The sequence below is a fragment of the Variovorax sp. VaC1 genome, from assembly GCF_043658315.1.
Classification (GTDB): domain Bacteria; phylum Pseudomonadota; class Gammaproteobacteria; order Burkholderiales; family Burkholderiaceae_C; genus Variovorax.
The window spans coordinates 996,009-1,020,183 of sequence record NZ_JBIGLT010000002.1 but is presented as its reverse complement, the minus strand read 5'-3'; the positions used below and the strand labels follow the sequence as shown (position 1 = coordinate 1,020,183).

Annotated in this window: 23 protein-coding genes and 1 riboswitch; of the genes, 9 read left to right on the top strand and 14 right to left on the bottom strand. The window is 66.4% G+C overall.

What is annotated here, in order from left to right; genetic code table 11:
- Window positions 1-168: 168 nt before the first annotated feature.
- From ACGLHS_RS11695 to ACGLHS_RS11655, 9 genes are all read right to left on the bottom strand, one after another.
- Window positions 169-1,797 (bottom strand): peptide chain release factor 3, encoded by a 1,629-nt coding sequence (locus ACGLHS_RS11695; RefSeq protein WP_394479724.1) that lies wholly within the window; start codon window positions 1,795-1,797, stop codon window positions 169-171.
- Between the two features lie 88 nt (window positions 1,798-1,885).
- The gene (locus ACGLHS_RS11690) at window positions 1,886-4,075 is read right to left on the bottom strand and encodes a hypothetical protein (protein ID WP_394479722.1); all 2,190 of its coding nucleotides are present in this window, start codon (window positions 4,073-4,075) and stop codon (window positions 1,886-1,888) included.
- A 142-nt stretch (window positions 4,076-4,217) separates the two neighbouring features.
- Complete coding sequence (locus tag ACGLHS_RS11685; protein WP_394479720.1) at window positions 4,218-4,826, bottom strand: GNAT family N-acetyltransferase; 609 nt, start codon at window positions 4,824-4,826, stop codon at window positions 4,218-4,220.
- Window positions 4,823-5,893 carry an alpha/beta fold hydrolase gene (locus ACGLHS_RS11680; protein ID WP_394479718.1) on the bottom strand — a complete coding sequence of 357 codons (1,071 nt, stop codon included), beginning with the start codon at window positions 5,891-5,893 and terminating at the stop codon, window positions 4,823-4,825. The genes ACGLHS_RS11685 and ACGLHS_RS11680 overlap by 4 nt, the downstream gene beginning before the upstream one ends.
- Window positions 5,890-6,324 (bottom strand): hypothetical protein, encoded by a 435-nt coding sequence (locus ACGLHS_RS11675; RefSeq protein ID WP_394479716.1) that lies wholly within the window; start codon window positions 6,322-6,324, stop codon window positions 5,890-5,892. Before ACGLHS_RS11675 ends, ACGLHS_RS11680 begins: the two co-directional genes overlap by 4 nt.
- Before the next feature lie 17 nt (window positions 6,325-6,341).
- Entirely contained in the window at window positions 6,342-7,262 is a 921-nt protein-coding gene (locus ACGLHS_RS11670) for an alpha/beta fold hydrolase (protein ID WP_394479714.1), read from the bottom strand.
- Window positions 7,263-7,282: 20 nt separating this feature from the next.
- Complete coding sequence (phaP, locus tag ACGLHS_RS11665) at window positions 7,283-7,783, bottom strand: TIGR01841 family phasin (RefSeq protein ID WP_093246601.1); 501 nt, start codon at window positions 7,781-7,783, stop codon at window positions 7,283-7,285.
- A gap of 146 nt (window positions 7,784-7,929) precedes the next feature.
- Window positions 7,930-8,571: a hypothetical protein gene (locus tag ACGLHS_RS11660; protein ID WP_394479712.1), complete on the bottom strand. Its 642-nt coding sequence runs from the start codon at window positions 8,569-8,571 to the stop codon at window positions 7,930-7,932.
- Between the two features lie 159 nt (window positions 8,572-8,730).
- Window positions 8,731-10,815 (bottom strand): hypothetical protein, encoded by a 2,085-nt coding sequence (locus tag ACGLHS_RS11655; RefSeq protein WP_394479710.1) that lies wholly within the window; start codon window positions 10,813-10,815, stop codon window positions 8,731-8,733.
- A gap of 164 nt (window positions 10,816-10,979) precedes the next feature.
- Window positions 10,980-11,048: riboswitch (S-adenosyl-L-homocysteine riboswitch) on the top strand.
- Window positions 11,049-11,111: 63 nt separating this feature from the next.
- On the opposite strand from ACGLHS_RS11655, the gene ahcY reads away from it, so the two are divergent.
- From ahcY to ACGLHS_RS11635, 4 genes are all read left to right on the top strand, one after another.
- Window positions 11,112-12,551: an adenosylhomocysteinase gene (gene ahcY / locus ACGLHS_RS11650; RefSeq protein ID WP_093246604.1), complete on the top strand. Its 1,440-nt coding sequence runs from the start codon at window positions 11,112-11,114 to the stop codon at window positions 12,549-12,551.
- Between the two features lie 8 nt (window positions 12,552-12,559).
- On the top strand, window positions 12,560-13,336 hold the full coding sequence (locus tag ACGLHS_RS11645) for a TlyA family RNA methyltransferase (RefSeq protein ID WP_394479708.1): 777 nt from the start codon (window positions 12,560-12,562) through the stop codon (window positions 13,334-13,336).
- 10 nt (window positions 13,337-13,346) lie between these two features.
- The gene (gene metF / locus ACGLHS_RS11640; protein WP_394479706.1) at window positions 13,347-14,171 is read left to right on the top strand and encodes a methylenetetrahydrofolate reductase [NAD(P)H]; all 825 of its coding nucleotides are present in this window, start codon (window positions 13,347-13,349) and stop codon (window positions 14,169-14,171) included.
- Window positions 14,172-14,260: 89 nt separating this feature from the next.
- Window positions 14,261-14,866: a septal ring lytic transglycosylase RlpA family protein gene (locus tag ACGLHS_RS11635; RefSeq protein ID WP_093246782.1), complete on the top strand. Its 606-nt coding sequence runs from the start codon at window positions 14,261-14,263 to the stop codon at window positions 14,864-14,866.
- Window positions 14,867-14,888: 22 nt separating this feature from the next.
- On the opposite strand, the gene ACGLHS_RS11630 is transcribed toward ACGLHS_RS11635, so the two are convergent.
- Entirely contained in the window at window positions 14,889-15,839 is a 951-nt protein-coding gene (locus tag ACGLHS_RS11630; protein WP_394479704.1) for a 23S rRNA (adenine(2030)-N(6))-methyltransferase RlmJ, read from the bottom strand.
- Between the two features lie 218 nt (window positions 15,840-16,057).
- On the opposite strand from ACGLHS_RS11630, the gene rplM reads away from it, so the two are divergent.
- From rplM to mdtD, 4 genes are all read left to right on the top strand, one after another.
- Window positions 16,058-16,489 (top strand): 50S ribosomal protein L13, encoded by a 432-nt coding sequence (gene rplM, locus ACGLHS_RS11625; protein WP_007827946.1) that lies wholly within the window; start codon window positions 16,058-16,060, stop codon window positions 16,487-16,489.
- A gap of 12 nt (window positions 16,490-16,501) precedes the next feature.
- Window positions 16,502-16,894 carry a 30S ribosomal protein S9 gene (rpsI, locus tag ACGLHS_RS11620; protein ID WP_093246608.1) on the top strand — a complete coding sequence of 131 codons (393 nt, stop codon included), beginning with the start codon at window positions 16,502-16,504 and terminating at the stop codon, window positions 16,892-16,894.
- Between the two features lie 184 nt (window positions 16,895-17,078).
- Complete coding sequence (erpA, locus tag ACGLHS_RS11615; RefSeq protein ID WP_007827949.1) at window positions 17,079-17,444, top strand: iron-sulfur cluster insertion protein ErpA; 366 nt, start codon at window positions 17,079-17,081, stop codon at window positions 17,442-17,444.
- A 93-nt stretch (window positions 17,445-17,537) separates the two neighbouring features.
- Window positions 17,538-18,971: a multidrug transporter subunit MdtD gene (mdtD, locus tag ACGLHS_RS11610; protein WP_093246609.1), complete on the top strand. Its 1,434-nt coding sequence runs from the start codon at window positions 17,538-17,540 to the stop codon at window positions 18,969-18,971.
- A gap of 19 nt (window positions 18,972-18,990) precedes the next feature.
- Here the strand turns inward: mdtD and ACGLHS_RS11605 are convergent, their stop codons facing one another.
- Together ACGLHS_RS11605 and ACGLHS_RS11600 are read right to left on the bottom strand one after the other, a co-directional pair.
- Complete coding sequence (locus tag ACGLHS_RS11605) at window positions 18,991-20,115, bottom strand: anhydro-N-acetylmuramic acid kinase (protein ID WP_394479700.1); 1,125 nt, start codon at window positions 20,113-20,115, stop codon at window positions 18,991-18,993.
- 43 nt (window positions 20,116-20,158) lie between these two features.
- Window positions 20,159-21,505 carry a peptidoglycan DD-metalloendopeptidase family protein gene (locus ACGLHS_RS11600; protein ID WP_093246611.1) on the bottom strand — a complete coding sequence of 449 codons (1,347 nt, stop codon included), beginning with the start codon at window positions 21,503-21,505 and terminating at the stop codon, window positions 20,159-20,161.
- A 183-nt stretch (window positions 21,506-21,688) separates the two neighbouring features.
- Between ACGLHS_RS11600 and tyrS the strand changes: the two genes are divergently transcribed.
- Window positions 21,689-22,897, top strand: a complete 1,209-nt coding sequence (tyrS, locus tag ACGLHS_RS11595) for a tyrosine--tRNA ligase (protein WP_394479698.1) — start codon at window positions 21,689-21,691, stop codon at window positions 22,895-22,897.
- Between the two features lie 34 nt (window positions 22,898-22,931).
- Here the strand turns inward: tyrS and ACGLHS_RS11590 are convergent, their stop codons facing one another.
- Window positions 22,932-23,552: an OmpA family protein gene (locus ACGLHS_RS11590; protein ID WP_256327488.1), complete on the bottom strand. Its 621-nt coding sequence runs from the start codon at window positions 23,550-23,552 to the stop codon at window positions 22,932-22,934.
- Complete coding sequence (locus ACGLHS_RS11585) at window positions 23,549-24,106, bottom strand: FecR domain-containing protein (RefSeq protein ID WP_394479696.1); 558 nt, start codon at window positions 24,104-24,106, stop codon at window positions 23,549-23,551. The genes ACGLHS_RS11590 and ACGLHS_RS11585 overlap by 4 nt, the downstream gene beginning before the upstream one ends.
- Window positions 24,107-24,175 lie beyond the last annotated feature (69 nt).

Here is a 24,175-nt window from a genome sequence, read left to right as displayed (position 1 = left end):
TCGACCAACCGACAGCGAACATCAGTCTCCCCCCGCGTGTAAATCGACGATCTGTCGCAGCCTTGCGAGACTGCGATGTTTTATGTCGCCAATCGTAACCGGGAAGGCCTACTCTGCGTGGGGACTATGCGAATTCACAGTCTGGTGCGCCGCCCGCCCGACACCTGCTCAGCCGGCGCTCTGCAGTGCCAGCCCCGCGTGCTCCCGCAGCGGATGGAAATGGATCTTCGGGAACCGCTCCTGCGCCAGCCGCACGTCGTACGGCGAGGTGCACAAGAAGGCCAGCGTGTCGGCCGCATCCTTGGCCATGCGCACCGGATACGCGTTGACGAACTCGCGCAGCTCGGCCGGTGTGTCGGCCGTGATCCAGCGCGCGCCCGTGTACTGGCAGCCTTCGAGCCGCACGTCGGCGTCGTACTCGGCCTTCAGGCGGTGCTGCACCACTTCGAACTGCAGCTGGCCGACCGCGCCCAGCAGCATCGGCCCGCCGACTTCGGGGCGGAACACCTGGATCGCACCTTCTTCGCCCAGCTGGGCCAGGCCCTGCTGAAGCTGCTTGGTGCGCAGAGGGTTCTTCAAAATCACCGTCATGAACAGCTCGGGTGCGAAGAATGGCAGCCCGGTGAACTGCAGGCTCGCGCCATCGGTGATGGTGTCGCCCAGCTGCACGCCGCCGTGGGTGGTAAAGCCCACGATGTCGCCCGCATAGGCCTCTTCGACCGCCTCGCGGCGCTGGCTCATGAAGGTCACGACGCTGGTGGGGCGCAGCTCTTTCGACGTGCGCTGCACCTTCAGCTTCATGCCCGGCGTGTACTTGCCCGAGGCCATGCGCACGAAGGCGATGCGGTCGCGGTGGTTGGCGTCCATGTTGGCCTGCACCTTGAAGACCACGCCCGCGAAGTCCTTGTCCTCGGGCTGGATCTCCTTGACCACCGGCTGGCGGTTGACCAGCGTGGTGCTGGTGCGCGACTGCGGCGAGGGCGCCAGGTCGACCAGCGCGTCGAGCACTTCCATCACGCCGAAGTTGTTCACGCCCGAGCCGAAGAACACCGGCGTCTGCTTGCCGGCGAGGAAGGCTTCGCGGTCCCAGGTGGGCGATGCGCCGGTGGCGAGTTCCATGCTGTCCATGGCGGTCTCGAAGTCGGCGCCGAAGCGCTTGACCAGCGTTTCACGGTCCGACAGCGGAATGGTCTCGAAGTCTTGCGGCAGCCGCTCGCTGCCCGACTCGAACACCGTCATCGTCTGCGTACGCAGGTTCATGATCCCGCGGAAAGTCTTGCCCTGGCCCACGGGCCAGGTCATGGGCACGCAGGGCATGCCGAGCTCGCGCTCGACCTCGTCCAGGATGTCCAGCGGTTCGCGCACTTCGCGGTCCATCTTGTTGACGAAGGTGATGATGGGCGTGTCGCGCTGGCGGCAGACCTCGATGAGGCGCCGCGTCTGCGCTTCCACGCCGTTCGCGGCATCGATCACCATCAGGGCCGAGTCGACGGCGGTGAGCACGCGGTAGGTGTCTTCCGAGAAGTCCTTGTGGCCGGGCGTGTCGAGCAGGTTGATGACGTGGTCGCGGTACAGCATCTGCATGACCGACGAGGCCACCGAGATGCCGCGCTGCTTTTCGATTTCCATCCAGTCGGACGTGGCATGGCGCGAAGCCTTGCGCGCCTTGACCGAGCCGGCGATCTGGATCGCGCCGGAGAAAAGCAGCAGCTTTTCGGTCAGCGTGGTCTTGCCGGCGTCAGGGTGGGAAATGATCGCGAAGGTGCGACGGCGGCGGGTTTCTGAGACAAAAGACAAGGTGGGCAATCTGCGGGGGAATCACCCGATTTTAGAAGGACGCATCTCCGGCCGCCCCCGCCGGGGTCGATTGCGTCGATCCCTCGAGTCAGTTCATCAGGCCGATGTGCAACTGGCTCGCATCGCCGTTTGATGGCATTGCGAACACGAAGCGGCCGTCGTTGATCGCGAGGAACGGCGTGCCACTGGCATCGGTACCGGTCATGACCTGCCCGTTGTTCGTCACGGGGCTGAGCGTCAGTGCGAACGGTACCGTCGTGCCATCGGCTCGCTGGTAGGGGCCCGCATAGCTCGATGGGCCGGTAACCAGTGCGCCCAGTTCGCCCGCGCTCGAGTAGCTGTGCACTGCGCCGCTGAGCCACGTGGCGGAGCCGGTGGTGGGTTGGCGTGGCCCCAGGAGCAGGTAGGAGCCGAGTTTGTCGTCGCTCCCGTAAGACTGCCGGCCGAATGCCAGCATGATCTTGCGGCTCCCCACGTTTGCCACGACGAAGGTGAAGAGCGCCGAGCCGCCTCCCGAGAACAGGTACCACTGGTTCGATATGGTGGACACCACGAAGGCGCCCGGCGATGCTTCCTCGGCGCAGGTCGTGACCGGGGTCAACCTGCAGATCTTCGTCAGAGCGCCGTCCGGCCCGATGACCACCCGTGCAATGTTGGACGACAGATAGCGGGGTGCGAGGGCTGCAGGCGTGCCGGCCACGATGAGGTCATAGCTGCCCGGCAGATCGGCTTGGCTCGTGACCAGGTTGCGCGCCGCGACGAAGGGCTGGACCTGGTGTTGCGGCGTGGCGAGCGCGCTCACATAGAACGGGAACGCACCGACGATCGCGTCGTCGGTTACCCGAAACCTCGCCGTGTTCACGACTCCCGCGATGCGCGGGCTGGCAAAGACATAGGTGCCGGGATCGGAGGGGTCGGCACTGAACGTGCCGCTGCTGGTTTGTTGGAAGGCTTCGTTCATCTGGTAGGTGCCGGCATCGAAATCGAGCGTCAGCTTCACCGGATCGCGTTGTGCGGAGTAAGCCTCGTAGCTGCCGCTTCGCGGGTCGACACCGCCGTTGTCCTTGAACAGGCCGATCTGGATATAGCCCTGCGTGCCAGGATTGCGTGCGCCGACGATCACTGCCAGCGTGCCGTTCTGGGTCGCGAAATACTTGTCCACGCCGCTGCCGTTGATCAGCCGTATGCCTTGGGGCATCCTGGGGTCGACGTCGTTCACCGGCAGGGCAAGGGTGGTGGAGGTTCCCGTCGCATCGAAGCTGGTGCGCGAAGTACTAGTGGGCCCAAGGAGGTTTGTGCCCCAGCGGCCGTCCGAGGAACTGCCGACGTAGCGCGCCGTGGGCCACGTGGTCAGGTCGCGCAGTGCGATGCGGAAGGGCCGCACGTCGGGGGCCGTGGGACTGCTGCCTCCAAGGAGCGCCACGTTCTGCCCGCCGATGCGTGCCATTCGGAACCCCAGCACGTCGGTGGGCGCGTTGACGTTGGTGCCGGTCCAGACGAAATCGGCTCCTGGCGTGATCGTGTAGACGCGCCGCGATTCGAGCGGACAAGCTTCTGGCTGGTTGATCGCGCTATCGAAGCACATCATCAAACGCGTGCCCTTGCCCGAGATGAGCATCGGGACGATCTGCGAGTCGGCGCTGCCGTCGCTGTTGAGGCTGATGCCCAGGCGGTTGTATTCACCGTCGAGCTGCGCGGGGTCGGTGACGAAGGCGCGTGCCGCGATGAAGGAGGTGATCTGGTAGCTGACCGGGTTCGACCACGGCTTCTCGAATGGGAACGCGCCGACGATGGCATCGGCGGCAATGCGAAAGCGCGCCGTGTTCACCGCGCCGGTGATGCGGCTGCTCGCGAAGAGATAGGTGCCCGGCTCGCCCGGGTCTTCGCCGAAGATCCCGGACGTCGCTTCGCCCAGGTTGTCGGTCAGCGTGTAGCTCTTGGTGTCGAAGTTGATGCGCAGCTTTTGTCGTGTGCCGTTGGTGCCGTTCGCGGCATAGACGTAATACAGGCCGTTGCGCGCATCCTCGGCGTTCAGGCGCGCGGTGATGGCTTGTGCGTCCAGGGCTGGGCTCGTTGCCGCCTGGGCCGTCAGAGACGGCGCCTCTTCGCCGCCCGGTGCCCGAAGCGCCGGCGAATCTGGAAGGGCAAGCCCGCTGGCATCGGCGGCCATTGGCGCGGCGATGCCGTTCCCGCCGCCACTTCCTCCACTCCCGCCGCACGCCGTCAGGCCGAGGCACAGAACAACCGTGCTCCACAGCACGGCAAATGTCGTCTTCATTGCTTTTTCTCCGATCCGCTCTCACCGGTGCAATGCGCACCGATCTCGCGCCCCCTCCGGGCACCGATGGATCGTAGCTTTAGACGCTAATTTCTGAACGCTTTTGGCAACAAAAAACCGCGCATTTGTCTTTGTCGATCCTCTAGAAAGCCTCCGTCATCCCGTACGCCCGCATCTGCGCCTCGAACCGGGCCACGTCGTGGCTCAGCACCACGAGGTCGTGCGTCACGCCCTGCCGGTCTTTCACGTGCTTGCTCAACAGCGCCTCGGGGCGAAAGCCCAGGGCCTGGAAGACGGCGATGGCGCTGCGTTGGTCGACGGTCATGCGCGCGACGAGTTTTTCGGCGCCGCGTTCGATGGCCAGCGCGCAGACTTCCCGCGCGAGCCGGTGGCCCATGCCGCTGCCGCGCAACTCGGGCGCGGCCAGCACGCGCAGCTCGGCCACGTGGCTGGACCACGAGTGCGGATCGCGGATCACCGCCGCACAGGCGAGCACCGCATCGCCGCGCACGGCCAGCAGGCTGTCGATGTCGCCGCGCTCGATGGCGCGCACCCAGGCGTTCATCACCTTGGGCTGCGTGATGTCGCGCGGCAGAAAGAGCAGGTCGTGCGCGGGCAGGGCCTGTGCAAAGGCCAGCACGGCGGGCGCGTCGTCGGCGGCCATCAGGCGCAGGACGATGTTGCCTTCACTGGTCACCACGCTGCGCGGATAGGTGCGCGAGAAAGTGTCGGAAACGGCGGTGATGGTCATGTCGATCGCACTCCAAGCCATTCGTCGAGTTTGGGCCACAGCCGGCGCACGGCGTTGGTGCCCGCGGCCAGGCTGACGTGGCCGCCCTTGAGCACCACCTCTTCCTTGTCGGTCGAGCCGATGTTGGCAATGAGCGGCTGGCCGGCCTCGTACGGCACGATGTGGTCGTGCTGCGCGAGCGCATGCAGCACGGGCACCTTGATGTTCTTCAGCAGCACCTTGCGGCCGCCCAGTACCAGTTCGTTCTTGTAGAGCTTGTTGTCCCACATCAGCTCTTTCACGGTCTGGCGGAAGTACTCGCCGGCCAGCGGCAGCATCTCGTTGCCCCAGCGGTCGAACATGCGGTACGACTTCACGAACTCGTCGTTGGCCATGTTGTCCCAGAGCTGCACCACGCCCGCGCTGCGGCCCGCGGGGCGCAGCATGTCGAAGGAGGCGAACAGCATCTCGGGCGGCACGTTGCCCACGGTGTCGATCAGCCGGTCGACGTCGAAATAACGCCGGTCGGACCATGCATGAAAGAGCTTCATGCGGCTGAAGTCGATGGGCGTGGTGAAGAGCGCAAGGTTCTTCATCGGGCCGCCGGGGTGCAGCGCCGCATAGAGGGTCGAGAGCACGCCGCCCATGCAATAGCCGGCGATGGTCACGTCTTCCTCGCCCGAGTCTTCCTGCACGCGGCGGATGGAATCGGGAATGAAGTCGAGCACGTAGTCTTCGATGCGCAGGCGCTTCTCGTCGGGGCGTGGCGCATTCCAGTCCATCACGTAGACGTCGTAGCCCTTGAGAAGCAGGTACTCGACCATGCTCTGGCCCGGCGCGAGGTCGAAGATGTAGGCGCGGTTGGTGGTGGCCATCACCATCAGCACGGGCACGCGGTAGATCTCGTCGACCAGCGGGCGGTAGTGGTACAGGCTCAGGGTGCCGCGGCGATGGATTTCATCTTTCGGCGTCTGGCCGACGGCCGGTGCGGTGGAAGTGAGGAAGTCGAGGCCCTTGATGTTGCGCTGGATCGCACGCTCGATTTCTGCGCCGATGTCGGGCAGGGCGAGATCGGCGAGGGAACTCATCGCGTGCGCTTTCCGGCGGGGCGCTTCCGGGCTGGCGCTTTCGCCGCCGCGGTGGGTTGTGGCGCGGCCGGCGGCTGTTTCGTGCGGCGCGGCTTGATGGGCGGCGCGGTGGCCGTTGCACTGGCTGCCGGGCTGCGGCCGCCTTCCATCGCGCGGCGGATGTCCGCCAGGTGATCGTCGATGCGCTGCAACTGCTCGCCCAGCGCCTGGATGTCGGCGCGCGTCGGCAGGTTCAGCAGCGTGAGGTAGCGCGCCATCAGCTCGCCCAGCGTCTTTTGCGCCGTCAGCGAGGCGTTCATGCCGCCATGCATGCCCTGCCGGAACGGGTCCGAGGCCATGGTTTCGTTGGCGAACTCGTTGGTGTTTTTCTCCCACTGGGCCGTGAGCTCGCGCCAGATGGCCATGGGGTCGAGGGACGAGAACTGGGTCATGGCTGGAAGCCCCGTCGTCAGTGATCGCGGCGCTGCGCCGTGTGCGCGGCGATGGCGTCGATGATCTGTGGCCACATCGAGATCGGCAGCGCGTGGCCCATGCGCGGAATGCGCAGCAGCCGCGCGCCGGAAATGGCGTCGGCCACGTCGACGCCGCATTCCACCGGCACCAGCGGGTCGGCGTCGCCGTGGATCACCAGCGTGGGCACGCGCACGTCGCGCAGCGCCGGCTTGCGGTTGCCCGACGCGAAGATCGCCGCCAGCTGGCGCGCCACGCCGGCCGGGTTGAGCCCGCGCAGGAAGGTGAGCTGCGCGCGCTCGGCATCGCGTGCCTCGTCGAGCGGAAAGGCGTCGGGGCCGCGCAGCACGCGCCACACCTTGGCGTAGTGCGGCAGGTAGGCCTCGAAGGTGGTGGGCGAGGGCGTGAACAGCACCGCCATCGCCTCGGGTGTGGGCGGCGGCAGGCCCGGGCTGCCGGTGGTCGACATGATGCTGGTGAACGAATGCATCCGCTGCGGATGATGGATCGCCAGCTCCTGCCCGATGGCACCGCCCATCGAGGCGCCGACGATGTGCGCGCGCTCGATCTTCAGCGCGTCGAGCAGGCCGACGCAGTCGTTGGCCATGTCGCGCAGCGTGTAGGGCGCCTGCAGCGGCTTGCCCGCCACGGCCTGCAGCATCAGCGCCTGGATGTCGGGCACGCCGAGGTGCGAGAGGTGCGTCGAGTGGCCGATGTCGCGGTTGTCGAAGCGGATCACCCGGTGCCCGCCCGCCTGCGCAAGGCGGGCGCAGAACGCGTCGTCCCACGCAACCATCTGAGCACCGAGGCCCATGATGAGGACCAGCGGTGGCGCGCCAGGGTCGCCGAAGCTGTCCCACGCGAGCGAAACGCCGTTGACGGGCGTGCGATGTTCGATGTTGTGCGGAACGGCGGTCATGGCGCTGCCGGCTTGCTTGCTTATTTGCGCTGCAGCAGCTTGGTCACTTCGTCCACGTTGGATTGGATGCGCTGGCGCACCACGTCGAAGGCATCGGCCTGCGACTTGGCGGCGAGGTTGGCCAGTTCCTTGATGTCGTCGATGGCGCGCTGGAACGACTGGCGGCCCAGTTCGTCGAGCTTGGCGAGGTTGGCCTTGGCGTCCTTGCCGGGCATTTCCTTGGCTGCCGCCTGCCATTCGGTGATGGCGCTCTTGATCATTTCCGTCTGCCGCTGCACCACGGTCTGCAGGCCTTGGTAGGACTTCTCGTTGGCCTGCATCAGTGCCTGCAGGTCCTTGCGGCCGCTTTCGAGCAGCTTGCCCGCGCCACCGGTCAGGTTGAGTTCCTGCAGGCGGTCGGTCATGCCCTTGAGGTTCTTCAGCGGGTTGAGCATGTCGGCGGCGCTGGGGGCTGCCGCCTTGCTGCTGCCACTGCTGCTGGCAGTGGTCTTCTTGGCGGCGGCTTTCTTGGCAGTGGCCATGGTGCGGTATCTCCTGTGCGGGGTGAACGGGTGGATGGCAAGGACCAGCCGGACGGCAAAAGTCCCTCGCCACGATACGCCGCACCGGCACGGCCAAGCTCACCGCAGCGAAAAAAATGCCTGCGGGATTTCCCTTGGATGGCCGATCACATCGGCGGCGCGAAGCCGTTGCGGCCGGCCGTCACGCGCAGTGCCGTGGGCGTGCCGTTCTTTTCCTGTGCGTTCACCAGCACCTTGGCGCCGGGCACCAGCAGGGCCTCGGTGCCGGGGCGGAAGGTGACCACCGGCACGTCGGGCGGCACGATCACGGTCTTCTCGCCGCCCTTGTAGGTCAGCCGCAGTTGCTGTCCGCCGCGCACCGATTTCGGCGCGGCGGCAAGGTCGGCCACGGTGGCGTTGGTCATGGTGCTCTGCGGCAGCAGGTCCCATGGGCGATGGCCTTCGCCGGTGCCGCGCGCGGCCTCGGGGAACACCACCACTTCGAGCGCCTTCTGCGTGCCATCGGCCTGCGGCATGGCGGCGGTGCCGATGAAGCTGCCGCGCTTGATGTCGGACAGCTTGATGCGGTAGACCTCCGACACCGCCATGTCAGCCGGGCGTGCCAGCGAGACGACTTCGCCGCCACGGTCCTGCACGACGAGCGTGCTGGCATCGACGCGCACGAGGGTGCCGCGGATGCGGACGGTTTCAGCGTTTTGGGCCGATGCGGCAAGCGGCAGGATGGCGGCGCTCAGGCCGAGGGCGGTGGCGAGCAGGGCTCTGGATGCATGGGGCGGAAAAGGCAGCATGGTGGCTTTCGGGCGATGGGGGAGGCCAATGTACGTCCCGCTCGCGAAACGTGCAGGCCGCAGACTTAGCCCTGAATGAGGAAGAAAAAAGGCTGCATGCCGCGCGATGCGGCATGCAGCCTGCGGCCCTTTCCGCGAAGGGCTCGGCGCGTCGGTCGGTCAGTCGATCAAGCCGATCTCGAGCGCGCCCGCGGTGGCCGGGTTGCGTGAACCGACCATCGCGAAGAGCTTGCTGCTCTGGCTGGCGAAGTGGTAAGCGGGGCCGCTGAACGTTGCCGCGCGCAGGTTGAGCGGGCCGATGGCGCCCATCGAGCCCAGCGTCGCATTGAGCGTGGCCGTGGTGCCATCGGGGAGCGCTTGGGTGCGCGCGTAGCTGGTGGCGTCGATGGCCGTGCTGCCCCAACTGCCGTTGGTCGCCCCGCCGCGCGCGACGATGGTGGGCCAGTTCGTGCGCTCGGGCAGGCCGATGCGGAACACCGAGGTGGTGGGCGTCGAAGGCACGATGCCGGCCGAGAGATAGACGTTGTCGCCGCCGATGCGCGCGATGCCGAAGTTGCCGTTGTCGGAGGGATTGGCCACGTTCACGATGTGCCAGGTGTCAGCGGTCGGGCCGGCCGATACGGTGTACGTCCGCACGGACGCCGCAGGGCAGTTGTCGATGCGGTAGATCACGTTGTCGTTGCACAGATAGAGCGCGGTGCCGCCGTTGGCGACCTGGATCTGCGTGATCGACGAATCGGCAGCCGTGGCCGTCAGGTTGATGCCCAGACGGTTGTAGACACCGTCGAGATCGGCCTGTGCCTTGACCAATGCACGCGAGGCGACGAACGGACGCACCGCGTAGCTGGCCGGCGTGACCTGCGCGACCGCGAACGGAAATGCGCCGACCACCGTGTCCGTCGCGAGGCGAAAGCGTGCCGTGTTCACCGGGCTGGTGATGCGGCTGCTGTCGAAGACGAAGCTGCCGGCTTCGGTGCTGTCGGCCGTGAAGCTGCCGGATGCGGTGGCGCCGGTGTCGTCGGTCATTTCGTAGCGCAGGCTGTCCATGTTCAGCGCCAGCGTCTGCCGCGAGCCGTTGCCGGCGTAGACCTTGTAGCGGCCGTTGCGCGCATCGGGTGCGGTGCCGGTGTCGATCAGGTTGATCTGGATGTAGCCCTGCGTGTTCGGGTTGCGCGTGCCGACCACCACGGACAGCAGGCCGTTCTGCATCGCGTAGTACTTGCGCGTTCCGTTGGCATTGAGGAGGCGGATGCCATCGGGCTGCGACGGGAAGGTGCCGCTGACCGGAAGCGTCAGGCTGCCGTAGGTGCCATCGAGGCTGGTGGCCGTGCGCACGGAGTTTGCGGTGTCGATGGCATTGCTGCCCCAACTGCCTTCGGTCGACGCGCCGACACCCCGGGTGGCAGGCCAGTTCGAGGAATCGGGCAAGGCGATCCGCAGGTATTGCACCGCTGGCGTGGTGCTGAGGCCCGCGCTCAGGTAGACGTTCTGTCCGCCGATGCGCGCCATGCGGAAGCTCGCGGTTTCGTTCGCGTTGGCTGTGTTCGTCGCGACCCAGGCGTCGTCGGCTCCGGCCGCGACCGTGTACGTTCGCTTCGAGGCGGCGGGGCAGAGGTCGATCTTGTAGATCACGCTGTCGAAGCAGAACTCCAGCAGCGTGCCGCTGCCCGAAATGCGCATTGCGAGCATCTGCGAATCCGGCCCACCGGGGCTGCGCGTGGCGGCGAACCGGTTGTAGGTGCCGTCCAGTTGCGATGCGGTGGTCACGAAATCGCGCGCGGCCGCGAAAGGCTGCACCGCGTACGTGGCGGGGCTCGAATACGCCGTCTGGAACGGGAACGCCCCGACGATGGCATTCGCCGCCACGCGGAAGCGCGCCGTGTTCACCACCGCCGCAACGCGGCTGCTGGCAAAGACGTAAGTGCCCGGTTCGGTGAAGTCCTCGCTGAAAGTGCCCGATTCCGCCGCGCCGAGGTTGTCGGTCATCGTGTAGCTGCCGGCGTCGAAGTCGACCGACAGCGTCTGCTGCGTGCCGTTGGCCGCATACACGCGGTACGTGCCGCTGCGCGCATCGGCGCTGTCCAGTGTCTTGGTGGTCGCGGCTGCAACCGCGACCTTGGCTTCCGGCTGGACGGCGCCGCTGGCCAGCGGCAGCCCGCCACCCGCTGCGCCGCCACCACCGCCTCCGCAGGCCGCCAGCAAGGCGGCCAGTCCACAACCCGCGAGATATCTCGTCATCCTCATGTTGAGCCCTCTTCTTGTCGTCTGATGGGCTCGGCAGCGAGCCGGCTGGCTCCTGAACCGAACCGGGGGAAATCGTAAAAAGAGGTGTCTTCAACGCTGAGGCTGACAAATGCCGGCCCAAATCCCCCGGATTGGCTCAGCCTTGCACCCCGTCTACAATCCGCCGTTCCGAGGAGCGTTGCAGCGCCATCAGGCGTGAGGCTCGGACCACATCGCAACCACGCTCACCCGCTGTTCTCGCGGTGAGTCTTTTCCCCGTACGCAGTGGCATCTTTCAAACCAGTTTTGGAGTTCTCATGAGCGCTGTTCTCAAGCCGACCCCCGTTTCGACCGCCGACCAGGCGATCGCCGACCTGTCCCTTGCCGCCTGGGGCCGCAAGGAAATCCGCATTGCGGAAACCGAAATGCCCGGCCTGATGGCCATCCGCGAAGAGTTCTCGAAGGCGCAGCCGCTGAAGGGCGCGCGCATCACGGGCTCGCTGCACATGACCATTCAGACGGCCGTGCTGATCGAGACGCTGCAAGCCCTGGGCGCCACCGTGCGCTGGGCCTCGTGCAACATCTTCTCGACGCAGGACCACGCCGCCGCGGCCATCGCCGCCTCGGGCACGCCGGTGTTCGCGATCAAGGGCGAGTCGCTCGAAGACTACTGGGGCTACACCCACAGCATCTTCGACTTCGGCCCCAAGGGCTCGAAGGGCGAAGGCCCGAACATGATCCTGGACGACGGCGGCGACGCCACGCTGCTGATGCACCTGGGCCAACGCGCCGAGAAGGACCAGAGCGTGCTGGCCAACCCGACCAGCGAAGAAGAACGCATCCTGTACGCAGCGATCAAGGCCAAGCTGGCTGTCGACAGCACCTGGTACACCCGCAAGTCCGCCGAGATCATCGGCGTGACCGAAGAAACCACCACCGGCGTGCACCGCCTGAACGAGATGAGCGCCAAGGGCACGCTGCTGTTCCGCGCCATCAACGTGAACGACTCGGTCACCAAGAGCAAGTTCGACAACCTGTACGGCTGCCGTGAATCGCTGGTCGACGGCATCAAGCGCGCGACCGACGTGATGATCGCCGGCAAGGTGGCTTGCGTGGCCGGCTACGGCGACGTGGGCAAGGGCTCGGCACAGGCACTGCGCGCACTGTCGGCCCAGGTGTGGGTCACCGAGATCGACCCGATCAACGCCCTGCAGGCCGCGATGGAAGGCTACAAGGTCGTGACGATGGAATACGCCGCCGACAAGGCCGACATCTTCGTGACGACCACCGGCAACAAGGACGTCATCACGCACGACACGATGGCCAAGATGAAGGACCAGGCCATCGTCTGCAACATCGGCCACTTCGACAACGAGATCGACGTCGCGTCGATCGAGAAGTACGAGTGGGAAGAAATCAAGCCGCAGGTTGATCACATCACCTTCCCGGACGGCAAGAAGATCATCCTGCTGGCCAAGGGTCGCCTCGTGAACCTGGGCTGCGGCACGGGCCACCCGAGCTTCGTGATGTCGTCGTCGTTCGCGAACCAGACCATCGCCCAGATCGAGCTGTTCACCAAGCCCGACGCTTATCAAGCCGGCAAGGTCTACGTGCTGCCCAAGCACCTGGACGAAAAGGTCGCGCGCCTGCACCTGAAGAAGGTCGGCGCCATGCTGACCGAGCTGACCGACGCACAAGCCGCCTACATCGGCGTGAGCAAGAACGGCCCCTACAAGCCGGACACGTACCGCTACTGATCGGCTGCATGCGCGCTGATCAATTGTTGGTGGAGCGCGGCCTTGCCGCGTCGCGTTCGCAGGCCGTGCGGCTCATTGCCGGCGGTATGCGGTGGCGCGATGCGGGCACGAGCGACGCGTGGCGCTCGGTCGTCAAGAACAAGGACGACGTGCCCGAGTCCGCCGAGCTGGAACTGGTCGATGCGGCCGAGGCGCGCTATGTGTCGCGCGGCGGCCTGAAGCTCGAAGGGGCACTGCAGGCCAGCGGGATCGATCCCGCCGGCAAGCTGTGCTTCGACGTGGGCCAATCGACCGGCGGCTTCACCGATTGCCTGCTGCAGCGCGGTGCGACGAAGGTCGTGGGGGTCGATGTCGGCCACGGGCAACTGCATGCGAAGTTGCGCGAGGACGAACGCGTGGTCGCCATCGAAGGCGTCAATGCGCGGGCTCTCTCGTCGGACGATCTGGAAGAAGAGGGCGAATCGCGCTTCGACCTGATCGTCGGCGACCTGTCGTTCATCTCGCTCACGCTGGTGCTGCCGGCCGTGGTCGAGTTCCTGGCCGATGACGGCCGCCTGCTCCTGCTGGTCAAGCCGCAGTTCGAACTGCAGCCCGGCCAGGTCGGCAAAGGCGGTATCGTGCGCGACGAGTCGATGTATGCGGTGGTCGAAAAGCGGCTGCGCGACGCCTGCGAGGCGCTCGACCTGCGCGTGCTGCAGTGGTTCGACAGCCCGATCGCCGGCGGCGACGGCAACCGCGAGTTTTTCATTCACGCCGTTCGCGCGGATTCTGCGAACGGCTCTTAAGGAGACGCAGGTGCGCCTTCCGCTGAGCTTCGAATTCTTCCCGACCAAGACGCCCGAAGGCGCGGTCAAGCTGCGCGCCGCGCGCCAGCAGCTGTATGTGCGCAAGCCGCAGTTCTGCTCGGTCACCTACGGCGCAGGCGGCTCCACGCACCAGGGCACTTTTGGCGCGGTGCAGGAGATTCTGTCCGAAGGCGTCGACGCCGCGAGCCACTTCTCGTGCATCGGTGCCACGCGCGCCACGGTGCGCGAGCAGCTCGCCGAGCTGAAGGCCATGGGCGTCAAGCGCCTGGTGGCATTACGCGGCGACCTGCCGAGCGGCTACGGCATGGGGGGCGAGTTTCTCTATGCGAGCGACCTCGTGGCCTTCATCCGCGAAGAGACCGGCCGCGACTTCCACATCGAGGTGGCCTGCTACCCCGAGATCCATCCGCAGGCGCGCTCGCCCGAGGCCGATCTGCAGGCCTTCGCCGCGAAGGTGAAGGCGGGGGCCGACTCGGCCATCACGCAGTACTTTTTCAGCCCCGAGGCCTACTTCCGCTTCGTCGACGACGTGCGCAAGCTGGGGCTCGACACGCCGATCGTGCCGGGCATCATGCCGATCACCAGTTCGACGCAGCTGATGCGTTTTTCGGACGCCTGCGGCGCCGAGATTCCGCGCTGGATTCGACTGCGGCTGCAGGCCTTCGGCGACGACACGGCATCGATCAAGTCCTTCGGCCTCGACGTGGTCACCGACCTGTGCGCGCGCCTGCGCGACGGTGGCGCACCGGCGCTGCACTTCTACACGATGAACCAGTCGGCGGCGACGCTGGCTTTGCTGGAGCGCCTCGATTGAAGGGGCGCGCGGCCGGAGCGGCGGGGGCGCTGCGCACGGGGCTTCGGGTGGCCTTCGTCGCTGCGACCTGCGTTCTCGCGGGCTGCGCCATGCCGCCGGCCACCGAGGCGACGGCCGATGGGCAATTGAAGCCCCTGGCACGCGCACTCGCCGTGCCGCCGGGCGTGCCGGCGCGCTCCGATGTGCCTTCGGTGCGCTACGACCTGGCCGTATCGGGCACCGGTGAACTGACGCCCGACGATGGCGTGCCGGGCGACGACGGCCCGCGCGACATCTTCGAGCGCGGCGGTGCTTCGTGGTACGGCATCCAGTTTCACCAGCGCAAGACCGCCAGCGGCGAGCGCTTCGACATGACCGCCATGACGGCGGCGCACAAGACCCTGCCTTTCAACACGCGCGTGTGCGTGCGCAGCCTCGTGAACGGCAGCGAAGTGCTGGTGCGCATCAACGACCGCGGCCCTTACGCGCTGGGCCGCGTGATCGACCTGAGCCGCGCGGCCGCAGACCGTATCGGCCTGACGGGGCTTGGCATCAAGCAGGTCGCACTGACCGTCGTCGACCGGGAGGGCATGCGTTGCGGCGGCCTGCCGGTGGAGCCTGGCGATGCACAGGCTCCCGCCGCGGTGGCTGAACGCGCCAAGGCACCGGTGCCTGCGCGACGCAAGGTGGCCGTGCCGCCTCGCCGTCGGCGCTGAGAAGAAAGAAAAGAAGCCGGCTTCAGCCGCCCGAATCGAGCGAGAAGGTGGCGTGCCGGTCTTGCGCCAGGCGCTCCGCCAGTTGCGGCAGCGCGGCCGCAAGCAGCGGCTTCAGCGTGTACGGCGGATTGATCAGAAACATGCCGCTGGCCGGCAGGCCCGGCCGGTGTGTCTCGCCCGAGGCGTCGGTGGTGATCTTGCTGGACTTGACCGTCAGCGTGGCGTGCAGCCACGGCTTGCCGGCCTTGGTCGCCATCGTCTTCAGGCGCCGTGGCAGGTCGTGCGCCTCGGGGCGCGGAATGATCGGATACCAGACGGCGTAGGTGCCGGTGGCAAAGCGCTTGAGCGCCTCGGCCGCGAAGTCGAGCACGCGGGCGTAGTCGCTCTTGATCTCGTAGCTCGGGTCTATCAGCACCAGCGCGCGGCGCGAGGGCGGCGGCAAAAACTTGGTGGCGCTGCCGAAGCCGTCGTCGCGCAACACGGCGATCTGGCGGCCGGCTTCGAGCTGGGCGATGTTGGCGTCGAGCGTGCGCGCGTCGGTCGGGTGCAGCTCGAACAGCTTGAGCTTGTCGTGGTCGCGCAGCAGATGCTGCACGATGAATGGCGAGCCCGGGTAGATGCGTGCGCCGCCCTTGGGGTTGAAGTCGTGGATCACGCTGAGGTAGCGCGCAATCGCGTCGGCCAGCGGTGCTTCGGCCTCTGGCGCTACTTTTTTGGTAGCGGATTTCGCTGCGGGAGCAGGCGTGGCGGGCTCTTTCTTGCCGGAAAGCAGGCGCAGGATGCCGTCGGCCGCTTCGCCGCTCGTGCCGGCGTAGTCGCCGTCGAGCCGGTACAGGCCGGCACCCGCGTGGGTGTCGACGACGGTCAGCGCTGCCTCTTTTTCAAGCAGATGGTCGAGCGTGGCAATCAGCACCGTGTGCTTGAGCACGTCGGCATGGTTGCCGGCATGGAAGGCGTGGCGGTAACTGAACATAGGGGGAGGATGGTAACGGTGTTGGGCCGTGCATATGCAAATTTGCCAGCACAAGGCCATTCTTTATATAATCGCGGGCTTCGCAGCGTTTTTGTGGCCCCGCGGCGAAGAGCATTTACCCGTTCTGCGGGCATGCAAAACCCACCTAAGAGATTCCCATCAGAGGAACGCCGACCGTGGAAAAGGGCCCGACAAACCCTCTTCAAAGAGAAAAACTCATGACCAAAACGTTCAGCGCCAAGCCCGCTGACGTGACGCACGAGTGGTTTGTGATTGACGCGACCGACAAGGTCCTCGGACGAGTAGCCAGCGAAGTTGCTCTCCGTTTGCGCGGCAAACACAAGGCCATTTACACGCCTCACGTCGATACCGGTGACTTCATCGTCATCATCAACGCCGCGCAACTGCGCGTCACCGGCGCCAAGTCGATCGACAAGGTGTACTACCGTCATTCGGGCTATCCCGGCGGTATCACGGCGACCAACTTCCGCGACATGCAGAACAAGCACCCGGGCCGCGCCCTGGAAAAGGCTGTCAAGGGCATGCTGCCCAAGGGCCCGCTTGGTTACGCGATGATCAAGAAACTCAAGGTGTACGGTGGTGCCGAGCACCCGCATACCGCCCAACAGCCCAAAGTGCTGGAACTGTAAGGAGCCTTGAGAATGATTGGTGAATGGAACAATGGCACCGGCCGTCGCAAATCGAGCGTCGCCCGCGTGTTTCTGAAAAAAGGCACCGGCAAGATCACGGTCAACGGCAAGGACATCCAAGAGTTCTTCGGCCGCGAAACCTCGATCATGATTGCCAAGCAGCCCCTCGTGCTGACCAACAACCTCGAAGCTTTCGACGTGATGGTCAACGTGAACGGTGGCGGCGAATCGGGTCAAGCCGGCGCCACGCGCCACGGCATCACCCGTGCCCTGATCGACTACGACGCAGCGCTCAAGCCCGTGCTGAGCCAAGCCGGCTTCGTGACGCGCGATGCGCGTGAAGTCGAACGTAAGAAGGTCGGTCTGCACTCCGCCCGTCGTCGCAAGCAGTTCAGCAAGCGCTGATCCTGTTCCTTGCGAACACAAAAGCCGCCTTCGGGCGGCTTTTTCGTTGCCAGCACCTGGTGCGCGAGGCATCCGACCCCACTTGCATCGGGGTGCACGCCGCAGCCCGCCTGCCGGAAATGCGGCATTGCAGTAGCATTCGTTCCATTGGCCGCATGTCCGGCCCCCCAGGAGTAACCATCCCATGAGCGCCGTAGCCGAAAACATCCAGACCCAGATGCCCGAGCCGATTGTCTTTACCGACAGCGCGGCAGCCAAGGTGGCCGACCTGATCGCCGAAGAAGGCAATCCCGACCTGAAGCTGCGCGTGTTCGTGCAGGGTGGCGGCTGCTCCGGCTTCCAGTACGGCTTCACCTTCGACGAGATCACCAACGAAGACGACACCACCATGACCAAGAATGGCGTGTCGCTGCTGATCGATGCCATGAGCTACCAGTACCTGGTCGGCGCCGAGATCGACTACAAGGAAGACCTGCAAGGCGCCCAGTTCGTGATCAAGAACCCGAACGCCACCAGCACCTGCGGCTGCGGATCGAGCTTCTCGGCCTGATGCCTGGATGCCGCTGATCCAGCCTCCTCAAGAAGCCGCCTCCGGGCGGCTTTTTGCTGCCCGTCGTCTTTTCACTTCTTCTCTTCTTTCCTCATGACCTCCGAGGCAGCCGCTCCCGTCGATCCCGCCCGCAAGAGCCTGCTGTGGCTCGTGGCCGTCGGCTTCTTCATGCAGACGCTCGACGCCACGATCATCAACACGGCGCTGCCGGCCATGGCCGCGAGCCTCGGCGAAAGCCCGCTGCGCATGCAGTCGGTGGTGGTGTCCTATGCGCTCACGATGGCGATGCTGATCCCCGCCTCGGGCTGGATCGCCGACCGCTTCGGCACGCGGCGCATCTTCTTCTCGGCCATCGTGCTGTTCGCGCTCGGCTCGGTGCTTTGTGCGCTGTCGCACAGCCTGGGCCAGCTGGTGGCGGCGCGCGTGGTGCAGGGGCTCGGCGGGGCGCTGTTGCTGCCCGTGGGGCGACTGTCGCTGCTGCGCACGGTGCCGCGCGGGGAATTCCTTCAGGCGATGAGTTTCGTGGCCATCCCGGGGCTCATAGGCCCCTTGCTGGGGCCTACGCTGGGCGGCTGGCTGGTCCAGTACGCCTCCTGGCACTGGATCTTCCTGATCAACGTGCCGGTGGGGCTGGCGGGCTGCATCGCCACGCTCAAGTACATGCCCGACCTGCGCGGCGTCGTGCAGAAGCGCTTCGACAGCGTTGGCTACGCGATGCTGGCCTTCGGCATGGTGGCAATTTCGCTCGCGCTCGATGGCGTTTCCGAGTTGGGCTTGCGGCAGGGCGGCGTGATGGTCGTGCTGATCTTCGGCTTCGCGAGCGTGGTGGCTTACTGGCTGCGCGCGGCGCGCACGCCCGAGCCATTGTTTGCGCCGTCCCTCTTCGGCGTGCCGACGCTCAGCATCGGGTTGATCGGCAACCTGTTCTCGCGCCTGGGCAGCAGTTGCATGCCCTTTCTGGTGCCGCTGCTGCTGCAGGTGTCGATGGGCTACTCGCCGGTGCGCGCCGGGCTGATGATGCTGCCGATCGCGCTGGCCGGCATGGCCATGAAGCGCTTTGCCACGCCGCTGATCACGCGCCACGGCTACCGCAAGGTGCTGGTGGTCAATACCGTGCTGGTGGGGCTCACGATGGCCAGCTTCGGCCTGACGGCGCCGGGCCAGCCGATGGCCCTGCATGTGCTGCAGCTGCTGGCCTTCGGTGCGGTCAATTCGCTGCAGTTCACCGCCATGAACACCATCACCCTGAAGGACCTGGATGGCAGCATGGCGAGCAGCGGCAACAGCCTGCTGTCGATGGTGCAGATGCTGGCGATGAGCCTGGGCGTGGCGGCGGCTGGCGCCGTGCTGGCAGGCTACAACGGCATTTTCGGCACCGAAACCGCGGCGCACACGCTGGACGCCTTTCAGGCCACTTTTGCGAGTATGGGGCTCATCACGATCGCTTCCGCGATGATCTTCTGGCATCTGCCGGGTGAAGTGCGCGCCGCGCATCCGGCGCAGCCGGAGGTTTCCGGCCAGGGCTGAGGCCGCAGCCAGCAGGCGTTCAGGCCGGGTAGATTGCGCCCAGCACCCGGGCGCCGTGCGCGCCGGTCACGCTCGCCAGGTTGCCGGGCTCGCGCCGCACGGTGGCGCGGGCCAGCCAGGCGAAGGCGGCTGCTTCGACCTGCTGGGGCGGCAGGCCGTGATCGTTCGAGGCGGCCACTTCAACGCCGGGCAGCAGTGCGCGCAGGCGTTCGAGCAGATGGTCGTTCAGCGCACCACCACCGCAGACGATCAGCAATTTGCTATCTTTTCCGTAGCAATGCACGTCCGCCGCGCAAGCGTGAGCGGTCAGTTCGGTCAGCGTGGCCTGTACGTCGGCCGGCGCCATCGTCGCGGTGCCGAGCTGCGCGGCCAGCCAGGTCGGATTGAACAGGTCGCGCCCCGTGCTCTTGGGCGGCGCCTTGCTGAAGTAGGGATCGGCCAGCAGCCGCGCGAGCAGATCGGGCAGCACCTGCCCGCTGGCCGCCCATTGGCCGCCGCGGTCGAAGGGCTGGCCGAGGTAGGTCTGGCACCAGTGGTCCATCAGCGCGTTGCCGGGGCCGCAGTCGAAGCCGCGCACGATGGCGCCGTCCGGTGCGTTGGTGGCCGGCAGCAGGCTCAGGTTGGAGATGCCGCCGATGTTCAGCACCGCGACGGTTTCATCGGCGCGCGCAAACAGGGCGCGGTGAAAGGCCGGCACCAGCGGTGCGCCCTGGCCGCCGGCGGCCAGGTCGCGGCTGCGGAAGTCGCCGACCACGTCGATGCCCGTCAGTTCCGCCAGCAGCGAGGGGTTGTTGATCTGCAGCGTGTAGCCGACCTCGTCGAATTCGATCGGCCGGTGCCGTACCGTCTGCCCGTGGGCGCCGATGGCCGTGACGGCGTCGGGGGGCGTGCCGCTGTCCGCCAGGAGCTGATGCACCACGCCGGCATAAGCCCGGGCCAGGCCGTTGCCGGCCAGCGCCGCGCGATGCAGTTCGTTGTCGCCCGGCGTGTTCAGTGCCAGCAGTTCGGCCCGCAGCGACACGGGAAACTGCGCCGTGGCGTAAGCCTGCACCGCGATGCGGCCGTTGGAAAAATCGGCCAGCACGCCATCGACGCCGTCGAGCGATGTGCCCGACATCAGGCCGATGAAAAGCTCGGCGGCCATGATGTTTCTGGGGAAGACTGGGAAAGCCGCGCGGCGGCGAGGTTCAGTCCGCGCTGGCCTGGATGACCGAGAACGCAGCCGCCAGCTCGGTGCGGGCGCCAATGGCGATCCGCTCGAAGGCCGGGCGCAGCGCCGCGGTGATCGGCGCGCCGCCTTCTTGCGCGATGGAGGCCGGGTCTTGATAGACGCCGCCCACGCGGAATTCGAAGTGCAGGTGCGGGCCGGTGGCCCAGCCCGTCGAGCCCACCGCGCCGATGGCCTGGCCCTGTGTCACGCTCTGGCCGGCCTTGACGTCGATGCGGCTCAGGTGCGCATACGCCGTCTGCTGGTTGTTGCGGTGGTTGATGATGATGATGTTGCCGTAGCCGTTCTGCGTGCCCGCGAAATCGACCGTGCCGTCGCCCACGGTGCGCACCGAGGTGCCCGTGGGCGCCGCGTAGTCGATGCCGTTGTGCTGGCGCCAGCTGTTCAGGATCGGGTGCATGCGCATCGCGAAGCCGCTCGACACGCGCGAGAACTCGACCGGCGTGGCCAGGTAGGCCTTGCGCAGGCTGTCGCCGTTCGGGCGGTAGTAGCTGCCCTTCTGGTTGGCGCCCGGGGGCTGGAACCAGACGGCCTGGTGCACCTTGCCGTTGTTCTCGAACTCGGCCGACAGCACGCGACCGCTGCGCAGCGCCTGCCCATCGGCCTCGAGGGTTTCGTAGACCACCGCAAAGCGGTCGCCCTTGCGCAGCGCGCGCACGTCGACGTCGCCCGCGAAGATGTCGGCCAGCTGGCTCGCCACCGCATCGGGAATGCGCGAATCGTCGGTGGCCGCGAACAGCGAGGTGCGGATGGTGCCGCTGGCCAGGCGCGTGCCCGGTGTCAGCACGTCGCGCTCGGTGACGCCGGCAAAGCCGGTCGGCGTGCGCTCGATGACGAAGCGCTTGAAGCCGCCGTCGCCGTCGGGAATCCAGCGGGCGCTGAGCTTCTGGAGCTGGTTTTCCTGCGTGGCTTCGGCCGTCACGGTGCGGCCGGCGCGCGCGAACAGCGCATTGCGGGCTTCGGGGCTGCTGCGCACAAATGCGGTGGCCGCGGGGTCGGAAATGCCCAGGCGCTTCAGCAGGGCCTCGGCCGTGTCGCTGGAGCGCGTGACGTCGGTGCGAAACAGCGTGAAGCTGAAGTTTTCGAGCGACGCGGTCTGGTCCGCGAAAGATACGGGGGCCGTCGCTTCGAGGATCTGGTGAACGGGAAGGTCGGAAGCGTCAGGACCGAGCGAGGCCACCGCGAGGGTGCCGGCGCTCAGCAGGGCCGCCGCGATGACCGCGGTGATCTGCTTGGGGTAGGTCCGGAACGTATAGGCCACGCGAGAAGCGAGAAGCTCCTCGGCGGCAAGAATGCCGTTGATCAAACTTTGAATTCCAGCTCAGGTTCTGCAAATCCGTGCTGCAAGGCCCAGTACGTTCAGGGCGGCAGCAGACGGTGCGGAAAAAGCGCCGCTTAGAATTCGGCGCTTGAAAAGTCGGGCCGAGTATAGCTTCGGCACCCCAAAAGTCAGCTAAAAAAGCCTGTAAAGGCCGAATCTGTTACATCCATGGCCCTCTCAAATAGTGTAGGACGCGCGCTCGAAATATCCCTCCGTGGGGCTGACGAGCTTCTCCCCCAGGATGAGTGGGTGCGCAAGCTCCAGCGCTCCGAGGCCACCGGAACCCCCCTGCGCATCAAGCTCGGGCTCGATCCGACCGCTCCGGACATCCACATCGGCCACACCGTGGTGCTGAACAAGATGCGCCAGCTCCAGGACCTGGGCCACCGGGTGATCTTCCTGATCGGCGACTTCACCAGCACCATCGGCGACCCCTCGGGGCGCAATAACACCCGGCCGCCGCTCACCCGCGAGCAGATCGAGGCCAACGCCCAGACTTACTACAAGCAGGCCAGCCTCGTGCTGGACCCCGAGAAGACCGAGATTCGCTACAACTCCGAATGGAGCGACCCGCTGGGCGCACGCGGCATGATCCAGCTCGCGGCCAAGTACACGGTCGCCCGGATGATGGAGCGCGACGACTTCAACAAGCGCTTCAAGGCCGGCCAGTCGATCTCGGTGCACGAATTCCTCTACCCGCTGATGCAGGGCTACGACTCGGTCGCGCTCAAGAGCGACCTCGAGCTGGGCGGCACCGACCAGAAGTTCAACCTGCTCGTCGGCCGGCATCTCCAGCAGGAATACGGGCAAGAGCCGCAGTGCATCCTCACTATGCCGCTGCTGGAAGGGCTCGATGGCGTCGAGAAGATGTCCAAGAGCAAGAACAACTACATCGGCATCAGCGAAGACGCCAACACCATGTTTGCCAAGGTGCTGTCGATTTCCGACGACCTGATGTGGCGCTGGTACACGCTGCTGAGCTTCCAGTCGCTGGAACAGATCGCGGCGCTGAAGGCCGAAATCGCGGGCGGCCGCAACCCCAAGGACGCGAAGGTTGCGCTGGCCAAGGAGATCACCACGCGCTTCCACAGCGCGGCGGCCGCCGAGACGGCCGAGCAGGACTTCATCAACCGCAGCAAGGGCGGCGTGCCGGACGAGATCCCCGAGGTATCGCTGTCTGGCGCCCCGATGGGCATCGGGCAACTGCTCAAGCAGGCGAACCTGGCGGCTTCGGCCGGGGAAGGCAACCGCCTGATCGACGGTGGCGGTGTGCGGATCGACTCGGCGGTCGTCAGCGACAAGGGGCTGAAGCTGCCCGCGGGCAGCTACGTGGTGCAGGTCGGCAAGCGCAAGTTCGCGCGCGTGACCCTGAGCTGACGATGGATGAAGGCCCCTTTGTCGGGGTCGGCCATCAGCGCACTTCGATGGTGACGCGCCGGTTGCGCGGCTCGTCCACGTCGTCGGCCGTGGGCACCGCCAGTTCGCGCTCGCCGCGACCCACCGCCTCGATGCGGTTCGCCGGGAACTGGCGCTCCACGAACAGTTGAGCCACTTCCTGCGCCCGGCGGCGTGAGAGCTCGTCGTTCTGCTCGACGGTGCCCTTGGTGTCGGTGTGGCCCGTCACCACGATGTCGCCGCCGCTGCGCGACAGCGCCGCGGCCAGTGCCTCGGTCATGATCTGCTGCGAAGCGGGCGTGAGCGTGGTGCCGCCCAGCTCGAAGTACACCGTGTAACGCTGCGGCAGAGGCGGGCGCATGTCGAACAGCGGCTTGTTTTCTGCCTGCACCTTGGCTGCGTCGGCCTGGTCGACCACCGGCGCGCCCTTGGCGCCCACCGCTGCCGTGGCGCGCTGGTAGGGCTGCGAAAGAACCTCTTCCCCATCCTTGGCACGCACCACCACGGCGGAGGGTTTGCCGTCGGCCTGGGGCAGCAGCACCACGCGCGTGCCCGGCGTCGAGCAGGCTGCGAGCAGCAGGGCCACCAGGGCCGTGGCCAGGAAGGAGGCGTAGCGCGGTGCAGCGGTCATCTTCATGGCTGGCCGTCCGCCTGCACGATGAAGTCGGTGCCGCGAATGCCGATGGTGGCGGTCTGTGTCTCGACCCGCACCGCATTAGGATTCGTCTTGCCGATCAGGCCGGTGATCATCCGCATCGAACCGCGCAGCAGCGAGACCAGCATGCCGCCCTCGTGCGTGGTGCCGTCGAAATGGAATTCCTTCAGGTCCAGCCGCGACGAGGGCCCGACCACCAGGGTCGTGTCGTCGCGCAGCACCACGGCGGCGGAGGAGTCGGGGCCGGTCACGACCCGGTCCACCGCACCGAGCGCATCGCCCGGTTTGGCCGGACGGGCGGTACCGGTCGCGCCGAGCAACTGCACATTGCCGCGCACGGACTTCACGAAGCCCGCGTGGAGATCGGCAGCGGCAGCAGGCGCGGCGGCGGGTGCGGCAACAGCAGGCACGGCGGCAGGCGCTGCGACCGCAGGCGCCGCGGGCGCAACGGGTGCGGGTGGCGGTGTCTGCGCGTGAACCAGTGCGGCCGAGCCCACAATGGCAAGACCGCCCAGGGCGATCAAGAGGTTTTTCATCGTCTGGCTCTCTGCAATTGAAATATTTTCGCGAAAGTTTCAAATGTTAATGCGAAGGCGTTACATATC